We start from the raw sequence: 20,968 nt of genomic DNA on the forward strand, positions 1-20,968 counted from the left end.
GTTTAATTGAGTTCATATATTGTATTTTTCACGAATCCGCTCATTTTTTTGCAATATGTGTATGTCCAATCTAATTTAATACATAGAACCAAATTTACGATCAGATATCTAGCTAAGCATCAGGAAGGAGTCATCAATTTGAATGAGAAGTTAAAAGAGGCATACGAACGTTTGGACTTGCCTGTAGACATTACCCGGGAGGAACTGAATAAAAAGTTTGATTTGCATTTGAAACGCCGTAAATCAAATTCCTCAGAAACTGAGGCTGCAGCCTATGAAGAAGAATTTCTGGCTTACAAAACGATCTTAGACGGCTTAGATCAGCAGGAAATTCAGGAGGCAGAGGACAAGCGGCTAGAGAAATGGGGAGCATTTTCCGGCATAGCGCGTAAATCGGAGAATTTTTTTAGGCTATACAAAGTCCATACATTTGTATCTATCGTTGTGCTGTTAGTGCTAATCTTTGGAGGTAACGCTCTTTATAATCAATATCAAGCAAAAAAATATGAAGCTTCACTCCCGCCAGTGGATGTAACTATCATGTTCCTAGGAAACTATGAATCTCAAGATCCATCAGGTAAGGATGAAGAGCTTAAACAAGAGATCGTCAATCGTTATCCAGCTTGGAAGCGGGTAAAGACGGAAGTCGTATATCTTCCCTCAACAGGTGGAGAAGGTGGAGGCGCGTTAGACATGACTTATATCCAGCGCGCGATGGCGATGCTGGCGGCGGATCGTCCGAATATTCTTATTTTGGATGATGCTACTTTTGATTGGATCGGACAACAGCAGGGACTTAAGAATCTAGAGCCGTTTGTTAAATCAGCGGGACTTCCTTTAGATGATATTCGTTTGAAACGTATAAAAAATACGGAGAACGGTGAAGAATGGATCACAGGCGTAGATATCACAGATACGAAATTTGCTACTGACCTTCCAATTCATTCACGGAAGATGATCATTGGGGTGTTTGGAGAAGATGAAGATAAGAACAAATCAACTGATTTTGTTGAGTTCTTAGTAGGGCAAATGACTGCCAAATAAATGAGTATGTATAAATGGACCAGTGTTATAAAGGCCGATGTTGTATGGATTCTCATACGATATCGGCTTTTTTGTTGTACATTCAAAGCATCTGAATTGACGAATGTGAAGTGAACTCACTATAATGATTCATATAGATACGAACTAAGTAATATAAATATAAACTAAACTGAATTTAACAAGGGAGTGATGAAAGAGTGAAGACAGAAGGAACTCTGACAATACATACACAGAAGTGTGGTGCAGCAATAGGTGATTTATTTGGAATCTTCTTTGAGGATTTAAATCATGCGGCAGATGGTGGACTTTATGCTGAGCTAGTTCAGAATCGATCCTTTGAATTTGATCCGATAGATCGGGCCGATTATCATGCGTTAATGGCTTGGGAGCCTATAGAACGTGGAGATGGGAAAACCGTAATCACCGTGGAAGATAGCGAGCCCTTGAATGATCGTAATCCACATTATGTAGCCATTGATATTGTGGCTGAAGGTGACGGCGTTGGGTTGATGAATCTGGGATTCAATAGTGGTATTCCAGTAAAAGAGGGCGAGAATTATAAGTTCTCGGTATATGCTCGTCGGGAGACAAGCTTTGACGTACCCCTTATCGTATCCATTGAAAGTACAAATGGTATCATTCATGGTGAAGCGGAAATCGCTGTGAATCACTCCGAATGGACTCGATACGAAGCAGTTATTAAGTCTAAGGCTACAGATACTAGTTCACGCCTTGTAATCGTTACCAAAGGCAGCGGGAGGGTATATCTGGACATGGTTTCTCTGTTTCCGGAGAAGACCTTTATGAACAGACCTGGGGGCATGCGTGAAGATATTTCACTGTTGCTCGCCGACTTAAAGCCTAAATTCATGCGGTTTCCGGGAGGTTGTCTGGTACATGACGGTTCCTTAAATCCAGATGACAGAGATTCTATGTACAGATGGAAGAATACAATTGGGGATGTGGCACAAAGGCCGGCAAGGCGGAATAACTGGTCCTACAATCAGACGCTTGGGTTAGGATACTTTGAATATTTTCAGTTCTGTGAGGATATTGGAGCTAAGCCGATTCCCGTTCTTCCGGGCGGCTACGATCCGCATCATAAACGTATGGTGCCACTGGATGAATTAATGCCCTGGGTTGAGGATGCACTGGATTTGATTGAATTTGCTAATGGGGACATTTCATCGAAGTGGGGAAGGATACGTGCGAACCTTGGTCACCCGAAACCTTTTAGGCTAGAGTATATCGGCATCGGCAATGAAGAGGTAGGTGCACCCTTTTTCGAGCGATATCCTTACTTTCATCAAGCCATTAAAGAGAAATATCCGGATATTAAGGTCATTAATTCGAGCGGTCCATTCTCTGCTGGTAAGGAATATGAACGGGGCTGGACATCGGCAAAAGAGAATAAGTCTGATCTTGTAGACGAGCATTATTACTGTACACCTGAATGGTTCCTGGCGAATCATCATCGTTATGATGACTTTAAGGCCGACGAACCGAAAGTGTTCTTAGGTGAATATGCTTCATGGGGAAATACCTATTATAACGCATTAGTGGAAGCGGCTTTTATGACGGGACTTCAGAACAACGCTCATGCGGTTGGTTTGGCATGTTATGCTCCTATGCTCTGCAATGTGGATTATATCAACTGGAAGCCGGATCTAATCTGGTTTAATAATCATGAAGTGTACGGAACTGCGAACTACTATGTTCAAAAGCTATTCATGAACCATCAGGGAGATCACCTACTGGAGATAAAAGCGAACGGCTTCACAGTACCTGAGGAACGCAAAGCTGAAGCGATCACAGGAGCGATTAGCTTGGGTGTGGATGCATCCGCTGCTCGATATTCAGAAATCACACTGGTCAACAATGTTACGGGAGAAGTGAAGACGTATTCTGAGTTGTCAGAAGAAGTATCAAACCTGCCTGATCCTGCTCAGAACGGAACGGCCAAACGAACACTAGAGCTTGGAGAGACGGAGTGGGAGAGCTATACCTTGAATTTTAAGGCTACTAGAACCGCAGGGAATAAAGGGTTTGTGTTCTATTTTGGTAAAGCAGATGATCAGAATCATTTGTATTGGGAACTAGGTGGCTGGCAGAATCAGGATTCCATTGTGGCATCAATTATTAACGGGAGAAACTCTGTGCTTACACATTCTATGTTTACAGTTGAAACAGACGTAGAATACGATCTGAAGCTAGAAGTATCAGACAGACATATTCGTACTTATATTAACGGAGAGCTCATCAATGAGACGGAGGACAAACTTCCGGTCATCGAACCGCTTTATTACACAGCAAGCATGGAGGATTCCACAAGGGATATCATTCTTAAGACAGTGAATGTACAAGAGAACAGCGTTTCTGCTGAGATTATATTAGAAGAGATGGCAAAAAAGGACTTGTCCATCGAAGTATATGAACTGTCGGGATACCAGCTTGAGGATGAAAATAACTTCGAGAATAAAGAGCTTGTCTCTCCTAAGCAAACCAAATTTACGACGATGGTCAGCAGTTTTTCTTATGAGTTCCCTAAACAATCCGTAACGATTTTTAGAATAAAATAAAAGCTAAAAACGCCCCTCCGAATCCTTAGTGTTAAAAAGGTTCAAAGGGGCGTTCATGTCCGGTTGTATAGCTGTTCACCCACAGACGATCACATTCTAGGATATTCTCGGTTATGATAGGTGCAATATCATTAATTGCTGGCCGATGCAGACCATCTTTACACGGTTCACATGTTTTAGTAATGTAATGAGACAACAGCCACGACCAGTGTTCTTCTAGTGTGTATACATCTTCGAACTCTAATTTTCTTCTTGCTCTTTTTCTTAGCTTGAATATAATCACAGGTAGTAGCTACACTGCATCCATACTTATCTCGCTTATGTTAAAATAATGATTAATATTATTGTTAACTAAGAAATTGATTTGTGAATACATAAAAATACTAATTCAAAGGCATAGGAGACAATAAAATGCACTTAACTACAGATACAGAATCGCTTCGAGTCTATGAAGCACTTGCAAGTGAAGTCAGGTTAAGGATTATCGAACTACTAGACCGAAAAGAGATGCATATTAAAGAACTGGCTGCCGAGCTCTATCTAAGTAGTGCGATGGTTAGCACCCATGTTGCCAAGCTGCAAAAAGCAGGCCTGATTAACTCTAAAATGAGACGTGTGGATGGAGGGACATATAAGTATTGCTCACTGTCTACGAACTGCCTGCAGATTAAATTATCAGGATCTCGGGGAATCTGCTAATCAGATATTGTAAATGATACGAAATAGAGAATTAATAAAAATAAAAAAAACATATTGTAATGAAAACGTTTTTATGATAATTTAAATCTATAAAAACGTTTTTATTTGTAAAGGAAGATTGAATCGTTATGGAAAAGGTAACTATCAAAGACGTTGCTAGAGAGGCTGGAGTTTCCATTTCTACAGTTTCCAACGCACTAAATGACGTTGATGTATTAAATCCGGAGACCAAATCACATGTGCTTAAGGTCGCGAAGCAATTAAATTATGTTCCAAACCTAAATGGCAAGCTCCTAAGGAACGGAAAAACTAAAATGCTAGGTTTTTTCACGACAAGTGTAGCAGGACCGTACTTCTATAAGCTGGTGGAGTCCATGTCTCGTGAATGTGATCGGTTAGGTTATGGTTTAAATGTATTTGTTACAAAGGATAAACAAGTAATTATGAGCAATATTCTAGGCCGACGTGTGGATGGTGTCATTATCTACGAAGAGCTGAGAATAGATGAAGAAGAAATTGCCGCAATGGTAAAAGACAAGATCAAGGCTGTGTTTCTGGATCGACCACTTAAGAATGAAACGATGGGAAGCGTAATCTTTAATTCGTTTGAATCTGCTTACGAAGCAACTAAATATTTAATCAGTCTGGGACACAAGAAAATTGCTTACATATCTGGTGTAGATGAGATGTATGACAGTGTTCAGCGGAAAGAAGGATACTTGGCCGCTTTGCGTCAATATCAGCTTCCGACGAACGAAGAGTATATTATACAAGGATATTTTGAGGAAGAGAGCACCTATAACGCTATAAAGTCTCTAGTTCATTTAAGTCCTGAAAAAATGCCTGATGCTTTTTTAGCGGGGAATGATTTGAGCGCCATTGGGTGTATTCAAGCTTTGAAATCGAATGGATATGAAGTCCCGTTGGATATAAGCGTTATGGGGTTTGACGATATTGATATCGCGCAGTATTTCTCACCGCCATTAACGACGGTAAGAAATCAAATTGCCAGACAAGGTATTCTATCCATAAATCACCTGGTTCGCATGATTCAGAAGAAGGAACAGGGCGAAATGATGAAACTGCCAGGTGAACTAATTGTACGCGGTTCTACTCAAGTGAAGATTGATCGGTACTAACGCTTTCAAGAAGGGCAACAAGATAGTATCCGATCATTTTTAAATATAAGAAAGTATAAGTTTGCACCTATACTTTATATCTTATATTTCTCGCTTAAACGCATATCGTCCTGATAAGGACACTGAAGGCGTTTATGCTTGATAATTTTATTGCTTTTAGGAGGTTTTTTTTAAAAAGAAATAAAAACGTTTTTATTGTTATGGGGATCATGATTTGGAGGGGAGAAGAAAAACGTGGATAAATTAGCCGTAGTGCCAGTGAACGGGAAGAATCCAATGAACAGTAAGAAACCTATGGGACAGAGGGTCAAAGAATTTGTGATTGATTATAAGAGGCAATGGGAGATTCAGTCCATGGTCATCCCGGGAATCATTTTTATGATTATCTTTTGTTTCATTCCTATTTACGGATTAACGATTGCTTTTAAAAGCTACACCGTAATAGACACGCTCGATTCTGCACCATGGGTGGGGCTTGATAATTTCAGAATTATTTTATCAGACAAATATTTTTGGGATGCTGTAGTCAATACCTTGGGGATCAGCTTTCTGAAATTAGCTATAGGTTTTGTTATTCCAATTATTCTATCCGTCATGATTTATGAATTAAGCGGTGGACGCTTTAAGAAAATAGTACAAACAATCTCTTATTTACCACACTTTTTGTCCTGGATCGTTCTGGGCGGGATGTTGATTGCTTGGTTCTCTTCCTCCGGTATGTTTAACGAAATCCTGCTCAATTTGGGGATCATTTCGAAACCGGTAAATATCTTGCTTGATGCGAACAAGTATTGGTGGATTGCAACGTTATCGGATATTTGGAAAGAGGCAGGTTGGGGAACAATTTTATACTTAGCCATCATGTCCAAAATTGATCCTACTTATTATGAAGCTGCCAAAATAGATGGGGCAAGTCGTATGAGACAAATTTGGAATATTACCCTTCCTAATATGAAGCCAATTATCAGTTTAAATCTGATTCTGACTGTAAGCGGTTTATTAGGATCGAATCTGGATCAAACATTGGTCTTGATGAATTCTCAGAACCGTGCCAAAGCAGAGGTAATCAATTCTTATGTATATCGTATGGGTATGACGCAAGGTGACTTCTCTTATGCTACTGCTGTTGGTTTAGGTGTCTCCATTGTTTCTGTGATCCTACTGATTAGTGCCAACAAAGTGTCCAGCAAATTAAATGATAATCAATCAGTTCTGTAGAAGGAGGCATTTTTGTGAATCGTACGGTAGCTAAAGAAGATCTCGACAGTCGAATCTTTAACACTATAAATATTATTTTACTCTGCATCTGTACAGTAATTATCGTTGTTCCTTTATGGAATGTGGTCATATCCTCCTTAAGCTCAGGTAAGGCGCTCGCGGAAGGTGGATTTATATTCTGGTCTACTGATTTCTCCTTAGAGAATTACCGCGCAGTATTTAATGACGAGACGATAGGATTAGCCTTTATAGTCTCCATTGCCAAAACGTTCATCGGTGTCATTACCCACGTATTCTTTTGCGCGATGATCGGTTATGGCTTGAGTAAAAAATACATACGTGGCCGCAAGCTATACGTTGCCATGGGTGTAATCACCATGTTCTTCTCAGGTGGTATGATTCCAACGTATTTATTGATTAAATCACTCGGTCTATTGAACAGCTTTTGGGTTTATATTATCCCGGCCTTGTTCAGTTATTATGACGTAGTTATTCTAATGAACTTCTTTAGAAACGTACCGGATTCACTTGAAGAGTCAGCCAAAATCGATGGTGCAGGTGACTGGCGTATATTCCTGAAGATTTTTATCCCTCTTTCCATGCCGGCTATGGCTACGATCGCGTTATTTAACGGGGTTGGGCAGTGGAATGACTTTATGACCACCAAATTATATATTACCGATCAAGCACTCTATCCGCTGCAGATGAAGCTCTATGAAATTATCGTTCAGTCGCAAACGCAATCCATGCAAAATGTCGGCGGATCTGCGATTATCGAAACTACTACTAAAGGGGTTCAACTAGCAACAATTGTCATTACAACTTTGCCGATTGTTGTGATGTATCCAATATTACAGAGGTACTTTATTTCAGGAATGATGATGGGGGCGGTGAAAGAATAGAAAGATTGGAGGGATTTTATAACAAACACTTATGTACGAAATGATCCATCGGAAGTGTAGCTTGTACTATCAGTTCTACACTTCCGTTACTACCAAAACTTTTTTAGGGGGAAACAAGGGATGAACAAAGCATTTGGGAAAAAAGGACTCAAACTTTGTACTGCGCTTATGGCTGTTGTATTGGTATTTACGGGTTGTGGATCGAAGGGTAGTTCTGATAACTCCAGCAAAGAATTAAGCTCCATTGAAGGGCGATATACAATTGACCCAGAAACACCAGCTTGGAAGCTTGATAAAAAAGAAGAAACTACGGATCTCACTTGGTATGTAAATGCGGATTGGTGGAACACAGACTTTGGTAAGGACCTCGTTACTAAAAAGATTAAAGAGGACCTAAACATCAATATTAAATTCATTACTGGGGACGACACGAAGTTAAATACTATTTTTGCCGGTGGCGAAATGCCGGATATGTTGACTATCTTTGATTCGAACTCACCAGTGGTACAAAAAGCCGCAACTTGGGCATTGCCTTTGAATGACCTGGCGGATAAATATGATCCTTATTTCAATAAAGTAGCAGCAAAAGATACGATGAACTGGTTCCAATTAGCAGACGGTAAGACTTATGGCTATCCTAACTATTCTAATACGCAAAACGATTTTGACAGCGGTAACATTCCTGCTAAAACGGCATTTGTAATCCGCAAGGATGTTTACGAAGCGATTGGAAAACCAACCATTGGAACTCCTGAAGAATTCAAGAGTGTTATGCAGCAAATCAAAAAGCAATTCCCGGCAATGATTCCTTTTGGTTTTAACTCTATTGGCACAGGCACTGGTTCTTTGGGAGATGTTCTTCAGGATTTCATCGGCGTACCGATGGAAACCGAAAATGGTGAATTCTACAACCGTAACCTAGATGAGGATTATCTGACTTGGTTGAAAACATTAAATGAAGTCTACAGAAATGGTGACATCAGCGATGACAGCTTTGCAGATGACGGGACGGCATTTGAAGAAAAATTGAAATCCGGTAAATATGCAACGCTGATGCTCGATGGAACACCTCAACAAAGTGGTAATCTGCAAATCTTCATGACAGAAAATCCAGACAAAGAATATATCGCTATTGATGGACCGCAAAGCACAGTTGGACATGAGCCAACGTTGAATCAGTCAGGAATTACAGGCTGGATGATCACCTATGTCACTAAAAAGGCTAAGGACCCTGCCAAAGCGATTCAGATCTACACTTATCTATTGAGTGAAGAAGGACAAAAGCTTATGAACTATGGTATTGAAGGGGAGACCTATAAGGTTAACGAAGCGGGGAAAATTGAATTTTTACCTGAAATCAAAGATCTTCAATTGAATAATGCCGATAAATTTAAAAAGGATTACCGGATGGGCGAATTTATGTTCTTTGGACATGACCGCGATAAAGCTCTAAGTAATGACGCATTTGCAGATTCTATTAAACAAATGCAAGAGTGGGGTAAAGGAAAGCTGAAACCACACTTTATTCTTGAAAATATCAACCCGGCTCAAGGAACGCCTGAAGCTCGTAGTCTATCTGCAATCGATACAAATTGGAACACTACGCTTGTGAGTATGATTCGTGCTAAGGATGAAGCAACATTTGATAGCACCTTGGCTGCTTACAAATCATTCTTGAAGGATAACAACTGGGATAAGATCGCAGAAATTCGCACTGAAAAAATGAAGAACAACAAAGAAAAATTAGGTCTTAAATAAGGAAAAGGCTGGATGGGGCCCCTTTACTGGGGCCTTATCATACAGAAACATAGCAAAATATATAGAAAAGTGGAGGGAAACAACATGACAAAACTTAAAATTTATCAATCTACAGGGGAAAATGAATTGTTCGTAGAGCAAACGCTAGAACAATTGACTCCAATGGCTTCAGATGAGCCGGTCACTACTGTAAACCTTGATGAGAATCAAACCTTTCAGGAAATGGATGGCTTCGGGGCATCCTTTACGGATTCATCCGCATATTTGATTAACCAAGTCCTTGACAATGAACAGAAAAAAGAAGTCATGAGCAAGCTTTTTGATTCCCAAGATGGAATTGGCTTGTCCGTATTAAGAAATCCAATGGGAGCATCGGATTATGCTAGAGATATTTATAGCTATAACGATATGCCTGCTCAGGAAACCGATACAGAATTAACTCATTTCTCCATCGCACATGATGAAGCTGATATTATCCCTTTGTTACAACAAGCGCTGGAACTTAATCCTGAGATCAAGCTGATGGCTTCACCTTGGAGTGCACCAGGTTGGATGAAGACTAGCGGATCTATGATCGCCGGTGAACTTAAACATGAACATTACCAGGCTTATGCCGATTATTTTGTACGATACATTCAAGCATTTGAAGAGCACGGTCTGCCAACTTATGCGGTAACACCGCAGAACGAGCCTCTTTTTGAACCAAAGCACTATCCAAGTATGTTAATGCTGCCTGAGGCGCAAAGAGATTTTATTAAAAATTATTTGAAGCCTAGCTTCGTGAAAAACAACATCCATACAAAAATTCTCTGCTATGATCACAACTGGGATCGTCCGGATTATCCACTCACGGTGCTCGATTATGCGAAAGATGAAGTGGACGGTGTTGCCTGGCACTGGTATGGCGGGAATGCGTCAGCACAATCAGAGGTGCTGAAAGCTTTCGCGGATAAAGAAGTGCATTTCACAGAAGGTTCTGGTGGCGAATGGATTCCTCCGTTTGAACAAGCCTTCTCGAATGTCATGAGAACAGGGATTGATATTCTCAGAAATCATAGTAAATCCTTTGTCTTGTGGAATATGGCCTTAGATGAGAAGAACGGTCCAACTGTCCCGGGCTTTGGTAAAAGTACTTGTCGCGGTATTGTGACGGTCAACCAAGAGACTAAGGAACTTACGTATACACTGGACTACTATGCACTGGCACACTTCAGCAAATTCATTCGCCCTAAGGCTGTACGTATTGACGCTTCCACTAATCAAGAAGTGATTCGTTCCGTAGCTTTTAAGAATACAGATCACTCTATTGCGGTTGTTCTGTTCAACAATAGTGAAAAGGCTGAGAATGTAGCTGTGAAATTGCAGGGTAAGGATGATTTATCGTTACGTTTAGGCTCTAAAAGTGCTTTATCTGTTTTGATTAAATAATATGTGTATGAAGTGCTCGAATTTAGATTCGAGTACTTTTTTTTGCCAAAAAACGCATAAAAAATCAGTGTTCGTGAATCTTAAACGCATACCTATAGCGAGGAGATATGAGCATTGAATAGAAGGTTTGTGCTGACGCTGCTAGTTCTGTGTTTGATGATTACTGGTGGCTCTAGTATTTATGCGGTTAAAAGTATGCTACCTGTAAAGAGTGAAACAACCAAATGGGCAGTGGAGCTCCATAAAAGTAAACTGCCTTCGCTACAGCCGGAAAAATATAAGAGCTACGAGCTATTAGTCACAAATTTGAGTGAAGATACGATAGATGTAACCTTTGAGTTGTATCGACCAGTACAAGACGCTAATCAGGAACAAATCATCTTAGCTGATCCATTTAGCTATGATATGAGACCGAATGAGACGGTTAGCTTTAGTCAATTTTTTATAAAGAGTGGGGCAAAAGAACTGGAAGTCGTTCTCTCGTGGAATGATCAGAATAGACGTAAGCATAAGCAAAGTATTAAGTTTGCGAATTTTGAATAATCAAACATAGAAACGCTAAATATTACAGGGTATATTCCATATGGAATGTGCCCTTGTTGGTTTGCTCGATCCCTTGTTTTACTCTATAATGTGCTTTATATAATTGCAGTTGAAAGGGGAGATGGGGCATGAGTACAGCTAATCGTGGAGTGAACATCGGACCTCCCCGTTTTAAAATAGCGGTACATTCGATCGTTTGGCTGGCTAAAAGCGGGAGCATCCTATCTAGTGCAATGATTGCAAGCCAAGTCAATTCACACGCAACCTTTATGCGTAGAGTGATGCAGTCTTTGGCAACTGCGGGAATCGTGGAGTCCAAAGGTGGAAGAGAAGGCGGGTACGTTCTTCTGAAATCTGCCGATGAGATTACACTGGGAGAGATTTATGAGGCAGTTAGTACAACGGCGGAGGATTTAGAAGTGGATATGGCCTGTGGAGCAAGTGCTTTGCTCGATGTAGAGCTTGAAAAAATTCTCCAGGAGACAGAACAACGGACCATTCAATATTTACGCCAATATACGATTACTAATGTGATGGAGCGGGTAGAGTTTTTTTCTTAATATTTTAATTTTCAATAAAAAAGGCACTGGTAAAATATTTATTTAGCTACTATAATAAAGTGAGTTGCAGTCAGCACTGCAATTTTATTTTGTAGGTATTGTGCTTGAGGTGAGCACATATAATAGCAAGGGGGAATAAACGAAGCGGAGTAGCGTAAGTAACATCTATTGTTTAGCAGTGAATTTATTTTCTTTAATATGTGCTTACTGTAGTTGCAAATTAATTTAGGGAGTGATGATCATGAATATTGTATCCATCGTATTACAAAGCTTGTTGATACTTGCTTTCGTTATGGCAGGGTCGGGAAAAGTAGCGGGTTCAAAAATGCACGTGGATAACTTTAAAAAATGGCGTTTACCACAATGGTTTCGAGTAGTAACGGGTCTAGTTGAGATTGTGGCTGCGGCAGCATTGGTTGTTGGCTACTGGGAGCCTAGCTGGGCAGCAGCAGGCGCACTTTTACTTGGCGTTACAGCTATTGGCGGAACTCTGGTTCATATACGCGAAAAAGATTCGTTCAAAGAGACGTTTCCGATTATCCTGCTTGGCGTGTTAGCAATTATTGTGTTTTTCATCCATCTTTCCGATCTGGCTGATTTTCCAGGGTTTAAGTAATTATACTCGCACAATAAAAAAATGGCAGTTCAGTGCTGAAATACAGCATCCGGACTGCCATTTTTGTTTCAGGATCTGTAGCTTAGGGGTTCTAACGTTCTAAACGATAGCCACCATGAAATACAGGACCCACATATTCATTGAACGCAAAGCCATTGCGAATGGCTGCGGAGACAAAATCTTTAGCTTTTGCTACAGCTTCATGAACGGACAGACCGTTAGCTAAACCGCCTGTAATGGCAGCGGCGAAGGTACATCCAGCCCCATGATTGTGAGCAGGCTCGATTTTGGCTGTTTGAAATACGGTGTACTCAGCACCGTCGAAGAAGACATCAATCGCTTGATCGCCCCCGAGTGCTTTGCCGCCTTTAACCACGACATTACTTGCTCCGAGCTTATGAATCAGACGAGCAGCTTCTTTCATATCCTCTAGGGTAGAAAGTTTGCCAAGACCTGAAAGAACACCAGCTTCAAACAGATTTGGTGTAACCACAGTGGCAAGTGGCAGCAGTAAATCACGAATAGCCTCCGCGCTGTCTGGGTTCAAGACTTCATCTTCACCCTTGCAGACCATGACCGGATCAATCACTACATTGGTCTGTAGATTTTCTTTGATCGCTTGCTCAGCAACACGCACAATTTCAACACTTCCCAGCATACCCGTCTTCATGGCATTTACTGGACCACCTGCGAAAATAGTTTTTAGCTGCTCAGCAACAATGGAGGCGTCAATTGGATAAACATTATGGTGCCAGCCGTTGTCCGGGTCCATTGTAACAATAGTTGTCAAGGCACTAAAGCCGTAGGTACCATACTCTTCAAATGTTTTTAGATCCGCTTGGATGCCTGCGCCACCACTGGAGTCGCTGCCTGCAATAGTTAGAGTTTTAATAATTTGAGTCATGGTAACGTCCCCTTTATATATGTCTGAATTCATAAACAACGCATTGCATTGATTATAACAAAAAATAGCACCTACGTCTTTCTAAATGCAGAAGCAAAATTTGAAAATACCTTCATCAAGAATTTCACATGATTAGTCTGACTTTTCACCGTTTGGGTCAGCAATGAAAAGTGGTCCTTGATGATCTATAAAAAACTTCATCAGGGTCTCTACCACTTCCTGCTGTGGGGCTGTTTGCGATTGATGTATTTCAATATTGCGAAACAAATAACCCCATTCACCTTTATCGTAATACGCGACACCCTCGGCTTGATAGCCGTTTGTGTCTGCTGGAAGTGTATATCTGACAGTACGGGCTTCAGCTCCTGCCGGGCCTAAAATATGCCGTTCGCTGAACTTAAGAGGATTATAAATTGTAAATCCCATCTCATCGGCCCATTCGGCTTTATTCGGAAAATAAGTCCCTATTCCAGTGATGGCACAGCCTATACAACCCCAAGCATTATCTGAATAATTCATGTTTTGTTCCGGATTGTTTGGATCCTGGAAGGTAACCCCATAAGAACCGTTAGCACCGACAACCGCGGTGGCCAGCCATCCAGCAGGTGCGAGTAAAAGATAACCTCCACCGATATCGGGGCGGTAGACCAGCGTTGCTTCGACTTGGTTTTTCACTTTTTGAGATAAGGCAAAGGTCATTTTAGGAATAGGGGGAGCTTCTGTATTTACAGTTCCGTCACCGCTATCAATACTTAACTGCGCCAGCGTGGTATGCAGTGGAATGAGGAGCGGTTCATTATCGGGATCGCTGCTTGGAAATTCGAGCACATTTTGAGAGAGGGGGGATTCATTATTTGTTTCATTATTAGTAAAGCCCTTATATCCAATCAACAGTACTATTGCCATTACGACAAATAATATTGAAGCTAAGATCCAGCTGCTTCTAACGCGTCTTCGTTTTGATTTCATATATCGTCACCTCCTTTGATCATATCTATATAGACCTATGAATGAAGTGGAAAGTTTCTTATGAAAATAAGAAATTATAAGATTCACACTATACATAGCCCTTATTTTCTGAAGTTCTTCATTATCGGCTGGGATAGATAGGGATTCCATTTCACTAACTCTGCATATCAATATAGAAAGAAATTTTAAACCAAACGCTTAGGAGGGCGAGTATGGTCACGATTAGCTTATGTATGATTGTACGAAATGAAGAAAAAAGCTTGCACAGATGTTTGTCTAGCATTGCAAGTCTTGTAGATGAAGTGGTTATCGTGGATACAGGCTCGACGGATAAGACGAAAGAGATTGCATTGTCCTTCGGAGCTGTGATTTATGATTTCGAATGGATCGATAACTTTAGTGCCGCACGTAATTTTGCCTTCAGTAAAGCTACTCAGGAGTACATTTTGTGGCTGGATGCGGATGACTATATAAAAGAAGCGGATCAGATTCTGTTCAAAAAGCTAAAAGAGATTTTACCAAAACATATCCATAGCGTGAATATGCAGTATAATTTGGCTTTTGACGAGGCGGGAAATGTCACAGCTAGCTTACGTCGGAATCGGCTTGTTCGCCGGAGCTGTAATTTTCAATGGATTGGCCCAGTACATGAATATTTAGAGGTAAGTGGTCCTTCATTCAGTAGTGATGTCTGTGTTACCCATGAGAAGGATAAGGAATATACGGACCGTAATTTGCGGATTTATCAAAAAAGAGTGGCCGAGGGTGAAACATTCTCTCCAAGAGATCAGTACTATTATGCAAATGAATTACGGGATCATGCTTTAAATGAAGAGGCTTGCAAATACTATGAGCTGTTTTTGACGGGTGGGCAAGGCTGGATAGAAGATAATTTTCAAGCTTGCTTAAGGCTTGCCGAATGCCGGGAACGCCTGGGGGATAAAGAAGGTGCATTTGAAGCGTTATGCAGAACGTTACAGTACGATAAACCACGTTCAGAGTTCTGCTGCCGACTTGGGGCCCTTCTTCTGGAAAAAGGGCAGTTGCAACCAGCGACATATTGGTATGAGCTTGCGATAAATCTGCCAAGGGATAACGATTCGATGGGCATGAAAAATGGGATTTTCTATACCTGGCTGCCGCATCTTCAATTGGCACTCTGTTATGATCGTCTCGGCCAACACGAGTTAGCAAATCATCATAATGAAACGGCGCTGAACTTTTATCCGTCTCATCCTAGCATGTTATATAATCGCACTTATTTTAAAAATCTGCTTGGCGATAAATATGTAGCGATTCAAGCTTAACAAAAATGCCCCCAGTCGTCATGATAATGACTCTGGGGGTTTTCGTCGTTAAGACACCCTCTTTTTAATATGCTGGATTGTATTGTTGTTCTTTTTTGTAATCGTTGGGAGGGAGTCCAACCTCTTGTTTGAACAGCTTAGAGAAATAGGAGTAGTTGTTATAGCCAACCTTGTTTGCGACAGTATAAACAGACATATTTGTGGTTTCCAATAGATGCTTTGCAGCCGCGATTCTAACTTGGATGACGTAGCTGCCTAATGAAACACCAGTTTCTCGTTTGAATATTCTTGCCAGATAATCAGGATTGAGGTAGACAATTTCGGCCAAATCATTTCGTGTCAGATCATCACCGTAATGCGAATGAATGTATTGTTTGATTTCCTCCGCGACGGATTTGGTCTGTGCGGCAAACTCACGGTATTTCATCGCTGTAGTCACTAAATATTTAAGATATTCTTCCATATCCTCGATCGAGTTCAGAGAGTGCAAGGATAATTTATCGTTAGTTTTGCCGGAGTATAGTTTGTGTGACCGTATCCCTTTGAGGTTGAGAAATGAATAGACTAGCTGAACAATATCTAAGCGGAACAAGCTAAGGACAGAGGTCTCCAGAGTTCTATTGTTAAGCATAACCCTTAGAGATTTCGTAACTTCCTCAAGAAAAGTAGTGAATTGATTCTGGTTCAGCAGCTCTTCCAAATAGACAAGATCCGGTGGCGTATAGCCAGTTTTATTTTGATAGAGATAGGCTTCCACTAAAAAAGTCTGATTTCTGCATCTCGTAATTTCCTCATCCATGCGAAGCGATTGTTTCAGAACATTCCCCACATGATTCAGTTTATCGTATAAACCAATATTGCAGCAGACGTCGCATTTTAAATAAGGAATCGCCTTTTGAATAAAGGAAGAGCATAATTCTTCAAGCAAGGGTGTGTCTGGCATCTGGTTCCATTTTAATATGGCGATCCAATTATAATCTTTATATTCCAGAATGCTCTCGATGGTAAAGCAAGGACTCTGTAACAATTCATATAATACGTTCAGCAGAGCAAAATCAAAAAGATCCTTCTCTTCTTTTCCCATACTGCCGTTGTAAGGAAATAGGTTGAAGATTAAAGGCTGCAGAGTGTCACTCATTTGATAGGAGAGGTTCTGTTCCTCAATGGCAAGGGTGATGTCCGCTAATTTAATCGGAAATGATGTGCTTCCACTAACCAACTTTCGCCAAAAATGCTCGAGAATCTTCGCCTGGTTTTTTTGCCAAAAGTAACCGCCTTGAATGGCTTTTTCATTTCTTTGCTGCTCTTTTGCCTGTGTGACAGCTTTGTGGATAATCAGCATCAGCTTATCAAATTCGATGGGCTTCAGAAAATATTCAAAGCTTTGCAATTCAATGGCTTTCTGGGCATAGTTGAAATCCGCATAATTAGTAAGAAGTATAGTCTGAATACTATAATTCCCTTCGCGAATCCATGCCAGTAATTCCAATCCGCTACCCTGAGGCATTTCAATATCCGATATCAGAATTTGAATAGAATGCTTTTCTATTATTTCACGTGCCTGAGCGACATTATTTGCTGTATAGACAGTATCAATGTGTAACGATTCCCAATCTATTCTCTTTTGCAATGCAGCAATAACATAAAAGTCATCATCAACAAGCAGTACATTCATAGTTAGCTCTCCATTCATTTAGATTTTTTTAGGAAGCTCTGGAAGAGATAAGATTACACTAGCGCCGCCGCTCTCCAAATTGGAAAAGGTGATAGTTGCTCTTTTTAAATAGAGATATTCCAGCCGTTTAAGCGTATTCATAATGCCGATCTGCATACCGTTGCTTTGATCCAAGGGCTCACCAAGATTAAGCTTCTCTAACACTTGCGGTGGAAAACCGGGACCGGTGTCGGTGAGCTGGATAACGAGCATGTCTTCCTCTTCAATCCGTAATCGCTGGACTGTAAGCCTGATCTCTACTTCATGTTCTCGTGAAATCGCATATTTAATAGAATTTTCAATGAAGGTTTGCAGCACTAATGGCGGAATTTCCACACAGCTTGCCTGATCCTCTTGCTCAATATTGTAAATAAATGCATCCTGATAACGTTGCTTTTGAATCTCTAGATAGGTTCGGACATGCTCGATTTCATCCTCCAGCCGAACAAAATTCTCACCATTTTGAAAAATATAACGGAAATATTTCGACGTAGACAACGTCATATTCTCAATTTCTTTATACATTTCAATTTGGGCCATGCTATAGATGCTGGTCAGGCAATTTAAGAAAAAGTGGGGCTTGATCTGTAGCTTCATATAATCCAGTTGTATCCGCTGCTTCTCCAGTTCCTGCTCGTACATAGCGATTTTGAAGGTTTTGATTTGATCAACTAAATCTTTAAACTGTGTGTTTGCTTGTTCCAGCTCTATAATCTCACTGCTTTTGAAATCTGCGGGTTGCCCAGCCTCATTAATGAAAGCAAGGTTCTCAGAGAAGCTTTGAATCGGGCCTAGTACTCTTTTCTTGAAAAACAGCAGAACGATGCATAAAGTGGAAGTTACAATGAAGAAGAGTAACATTATAAGCAGCTGAGCAATGATTATTTTTTCGAATATGCCATATTTAATGACCATTTTAGTGCTGAAGGTGGTGTCCGAGAAGGCGCTGTTGATTGTTGTACGCGATTGCAAAAGATTAGAGAAGCCTCTCTCTTCCGTTATCAGCTTTCCGCTGTTCGATATGGGACTCGATAAAGGCTGTTCATTCTCATCTACTAGAGAAACATAACCATTGGCACCCAGATTAATTTGGCGTAGAGGACGGATCAGATTATCGGCGGAGATCAGTCCAATTAAATAACGATTGTAATAGGGAACGATATTAATCACGTAGTAGTGGTTGTTAACAAGGATAGGTGTCCATTTGGAATAAAACTTCTCATACATCTCCTTATCATCAATATAAGAAATAATCTTCGTTTTGAGCTGCCTGTAATCCGTATAGGTCACACTGATCGGTGCACAATTTAAAAAGTAGTTCTCATTTTTCAAATAGTAGAAAAAGTTGTACTCATGTCCGTAGTTTTTTTGCAGCTCGGTAAAGCGTTTATGCAGATTATCATTTGCCTTCAAGAACTCGATACTGTTGACCCCGTAAGTATTCATCGCAAGCAAGCTCTCATCGTTCCCTAGCGTCCAGCCCATATAGTGATTAATGTAAGCAAAATCATGATTGATACGATTAATGTAGAGTGCCGCAGTATCCTGTAAATTTCGAGTGGACTGCTGCTTAACGATAGAAATGGAAGTAATGCTGATCGCTAAATCCAGAATGAGGACTGTGAACGAGACTGCCATCATGACTTTTATATAATGACGAATGGGGTAGGTTTTGTGCTTCGCTGTTTTTTTGTTCATAAAATCATTATAAGACCTCTGCAGGAAAAATACAGGAGAACTCGCTAGCGATTTACCGCAAAGTCCGGAAAGCACATACAGAAGTCGGGATACTGTTATTAAGTCCCTTCAAGCGAAGGCTTTTGATTTTGTGTTTTTTGTAAGCGGATTCAAAGGTCTGGATAACCGTCTTAAAGGGTCCGGAATACGAAAAAATAAGACGTTATGATTAAGCTATTCAGATAATCTTTGATTAATTGAAATGGGGGATTAAGAGGATGAGTCAACACAGTAAGAAAAAGACGGCAAAGAAATGGACTGTGGGTCTGCTGGCGGCGGCTATGGTATTTGGTATTGCTGGCTGCGGCGGAAAAGACGGGAATAATGCTGCGACTAGTGAGACGAGCAGTTACAACAAAGAAGGTCTGCCAATTGTTAATGAGCCTGTAACACTTAAGGTGCTGACCGTACGTTGGGGAAGCATGGGAGACACGTTTACGCAGAACCAATGGCTGAAGGATCTAGAGAAAAATACAAATGTCAAAATCGAATGGCAAGTGATGTCCTCCAATGACTGGGCCGAACAGAAGTCCATTCTGCTGGCTAGCGGTACACTTCCAGATATTATCCTCGGAAATCAAACCTTCGGAGATTCTGATATCGTTAATAATCTAAGCTTTTTCCGGCCGTTAGATGATTATATTGAAAAAAATATGCCAAATCTTAAAGCGGCCATGGAAGAAACGCCTGAGTTGAAAAAAATCAGCACTTTTCCTGACGGGAAAATCTATTCACTGCCAACAAGACTTCCATCGCGTCCGAAAAGCTCTCGTCAGCCTGTGATTAACAAAACTTGGCTCGATAAATTGGGCCTGAAGGCTCCTGAAACGATTGATGAGTTATACAACGTGCTAAAAGCTTTTAAAGAACAAGATCCAAATGGAAATGGCAAACAAGATGAGATTCCATTTATTGAAATTGGTAATGATTTGATCAGTCCTTTCGGAATTGCCGACTTGAATAACAACAATATGATCATCAAGGATGGAAAAGCGATATATTTCCCTGTTTCGGAGGAGTTCAAAGAAGGTCTCAAATGGGAAAATAAATTGTATGCGGAAGGGTTGCTAGACAAAGAGGTATTTACACAGGATGACACGATGAGATCAGCCAAGTTCCAAAATCCGGATGCTCCTATTGTGGGCTTTACTTACCAGTGGACCCCGGACGCTGTATTTGGTAAATGGAGCGATCAATATGTGACGATTCCGCCGATTGCTGGACCGGATGGTAAACGTTATACGATTGGTAATCCAATTGGGATGAATCTTAATCGTAATGAATTGCTGATTACTACTTCGAGTAAGTATCCAGAGGTTGCTGCGCGTTGGGCAGATCAGTTCTACACGAACGAAGCGAGCATTCAGAATTTCTGGGGTGCAATTGGAACTGTAATTAAGAAGAATGATGACAGCACCTATACATTGATGGATCCACCTGCTGGAACCAGCGCAGATGCCTGGTACTGGGATCAGTCTCTTCGAGATTTCGGGCCGAAATATGTGAGCCCGTCCTTTGAACAGAAAATTGTTCTTAATCCTGAAAGTGGGGATGGACTGAAGCTGCAGCTAGATAAGCTGGGTAGTGAATTTGTAACAGAGCCTTTCCCTAACGTTATGTACACCTCCGAGGAGTTCGAGGAGCTGCCAACCTTGACCACGGATATCGACGGTTATGTGAATACAATGCGCGCCCAATTTATTAGCAAAGGCGGAATTGACGAAGGCTGGGATGATTATGTCAAACAGCTAAATAAAATGGGGCTTGAAAAATTAGTTAAGATTCGCACAGATGCGTACAGTCGTTACATGAGTGTGAAATAAACTATTGATCTTTCGAAAAAGGTGCTGC

Annotated in this window: 17 protein-coding genes and 1 pseudogene; 13 read left to right on the forward strand and 5 right to left on the reverse strand. The window is 40.8% G+C overall.

The features are described 5' to 3' along the window. Positions 1 to 138 precede the first annotated feature (138 nt). Positions 139 to 1,044, forward strand: a complete 906-nt coding sequence (locus PAENI_RS01740; protein WP_042187039.1) for a hypothetical protein — start codon at positions 139 to 141, stop codon at positions 1,042 to 1,044. A gap of 197 nt (positions 1,045 to 1,241) precedes the next feature. Then, on the forward strand, positions 1,242 to 3,623 hold the full coding sequence (locus PAENI_RS01745; RefSeq protein WP_149644051.1) for an alpha-L-arabinofuranosidase C-terminal domain-containing protein: 2,382 nt from the start codon (positions 1,242 to 1,244) through the stop codon (positions 3,621 to 3,623). A 106-nt stretch (positions 3,624 to 3,729) separates the two neighbouring features. Here the strand turns inward: PAENI_RS01745 and PAENI_RS33170 are convergent. Next, positions 3,730 to 3,824, reverse strand: a pseudogene (locus PAENI_RS33170) (alpha-L-arabinofuranosidase C-terminal domain-containing protein); the annotation flags it as partial. Positions 3,825 to 4,034: 210 nt separating this feature from the next. On the opposite strand from PAENI_RS33170, the gene PAENI_RS01755 reads away from it, so the two are divergent. The 9 genes from PAENI_RS01755 (at position 4,035) to PAENI_RS01795 (ending at position 12,486) form a co-directional block, all read left to right on the forward strand. After that, positions 4,035 to 4,322: an ArsR/SmtB family transcription factor gene (locus PAENI_RS01755; protein WP_149644052.1), complete on the forward strand. Its 288-nt coding sequence runs from the start codon at positions 4,035 to 4,037 to the stop codon at positions 4,320 to 4,322. 128 nt (positions 4,323 to 4,450) lie between these two features. Further along, positions 4,451 to 5,461 (forward strand): LacI family DNA-binding transcriptional regulator, encoded by a 1,011-nt coding sequence (locus PAENI_RS01760; protein WP_042187045.1) that lies wholly within the window; start codon positions 4,451 to 4,453, stop codon positions 5,459 to 5,461. Positions 5,462 to 5,737: 276 nt separating this feature from the next. Next, complete coding sequence (locus PAENI_RS01765; RefSeq protein ID WP_042193674.1) at positions 5,738 to 6,679, forward strand: ABC transporter permease; 942 nt, start codon at positions 5,738 to 5,740, stop codon at positions 6,677 to 6,679. A gap of 14 nt (positions 6,680 to 6,693) precedes the next feature. Continuing rightward, the gene (locus PAENI_RS01770) at positions 6,694 to 7,581 is read left to right on the forward strand and encodes a carbohydrate ABC transporter permease (RefSeq protein WP_149644053.1); all 888 of its coding nucleotides are present in this window, start codon (positions 6,694 to 6,696) and stop codon (positions 7,579 to 7,581) included. Positions 7,582 to 7,701: 120 nt separating this feature from the next. Beyond that, positions 7,702 to 9,339, forward strand: a complete 1,638-nt coding sequence (locus tag PAENI_RS01775; protein WP_149644054.1) for a type 2 periplasmic-binding domain-containing protein — start codon at positions 7,702 to 7,704, stop codon at positions 9,337 to 9,339. An 84-nt stretch (positions 9,340 to 9,423) separates the two neighbouring features. After that, positions 9,424 to 10,767: a glycoside hydrolase family 30 protein gene (locus PAENI_RS01780; protein WP_149644055.1), complete on the forward strand. Its 1,344-nt coding sequence runs from the start codon at positions 9,424 to 9,426 to the stop codon at positions 10,765 to 10,767. Between the two features lie 114 nt (positions 10,768 to 10,881). Then, complete coding sequence (locus PAENI_RS01785) at positions 10,882 to 11,310, forward strand: hypothetical protein (RefSeq protein WP_149644056.1); 429 nt, start codon at positions 10,882 to 10,884, stop codon at positions 11,308 to 11,310. Between the two features lie 128 nt (positions 11,311 to 11,438). Further along, on the forward strand, positions 11,439 to 11,870 hold the full coding sequence (locus tag PAENI_RS01790; protein ID WP_149644057.1) for an RrF2 family transcriptional regulator: 432 nt from the start codon (positions 11,439 to 11,441) through the stop codon (positions 11,868 to 11,870). A gap of 241 nt (positions 11,871 to 12,111) precedes the next feature. Continuing rightward, the gene (locus PAENI_RS01795; RefSeq protein ID WP_149644058.1) at positions 12,112 to 12,486 is read left to right on the forward strand and encodes a DoxX family protein; all 375 of its coding nucleotides are present in this window, start codon (positions 12,112 to 12,114) and stop codon (positions 12,484 to 12,486) included. Between the two features lie 91 nt (positions 12,487 to 12,577). On the opposite strand, the gene thiD is transcribed toward PAENI_RS01795, so the two are convergent. Continuing rightward, positions 12,578 to 13,390 carry a bifunctional hydroxymethylpyrimidine kinase/phosphomethylpyrimidine kinase gene (gene thiD / locus PAENI_RS01800; protein ID WP_042187061.1) on the reverse strand — a complete coding sequence of 271 codons (813 nt, stop codon included), beginning with the start codon at positions 13,388 to 13,390 and terminating at the stop codon, positions 12,578 to 12,580. A gap of 132 nt (positions 13,391 to 13,522) precedes the next feature. Further along, a complete protein-coding gene (locus PAENI_RS01805) occupies positions 13,523 to 14,359 on the reverse strand; it encodes a DUF4850 domain-containing protein (RefSeq protein WP_149644059.1) in 837 nt (278 codons plus the stop codon). A 212-nt stretch (positions 14,360 to 14,571) separates the two neighbouring features. On the opposite strand from PAENI_RS01805, the gene PAENI_RS01810 reads away from it, so the two are divergent. Then, complete coding sequence (locus PAENI_RS01810) at positions 14,572 to 15,666, forward strand: glycosyltransferase family 2 protein (RefSeq protein WP_149644060.1); 1,095 nt, start codon at positions 14,572 to 14,574, stop codon at positions 15,664 to 15,666. Positions 15,667 to 15,730: 64 nt separating this feature from the next. On the opposite strand, the gene PAENI_RS01815 is transcribed toward PAENI_RS01810, so the two are convergent. Then, positions 15,731 to 17,341: a response regulator transcription factor gene (locus PAENI_RS01815; protein WP_149644061.1), complete on the reverse strand. Its 1,611-nt coding sequence runs from the start codon at positions 17,339 to 17,341 to the stop codon at positions 15,731 to 15,733. An 18-nt stretch (positions 17,342 to 17,359) separates the two neighbouring features. Beyond that, positions 17,360 to 19,021, reverse strand: coding sequence for a sensor histidine kinase (locus PAENI_RS01820; RefSeq protein ID WP_081392998.1), 1,662 nt, complete (start codon positions 19,019 to 19,021; stop codon positions 17,360 to 17,362). Positions 19,022 to 19,335: 314 nt separating this feature from the next. Between PAENI_RS01820 and PAENI_RS01825 the strand changes: the two genes are divergently transcribed. Further along, positions 19,336 to 20,940, forward strand: a complete 1,605-nt coding sequence (locus tag PAENI_RS01825; protein ID WP_149644062.1) for an extracellular solute-binding protein — start codon at positions 19,336 to 19,338, stop codon at positions 20,938 to 20,940. Positions 20,941 to 20,968 lie beyond the last annotated feature (28 nt).

Origin of the sequence: Paenibacillus sp. B2(2019) (assembly GCF_008370385.1) — a bacterium.
In the GTDB taxonomy this organism is placed as follows: Bacteria; Bacillota; Bacilli; order Paenibacillales; family Paenibacillaceae; genus Paenibacillus_AQ.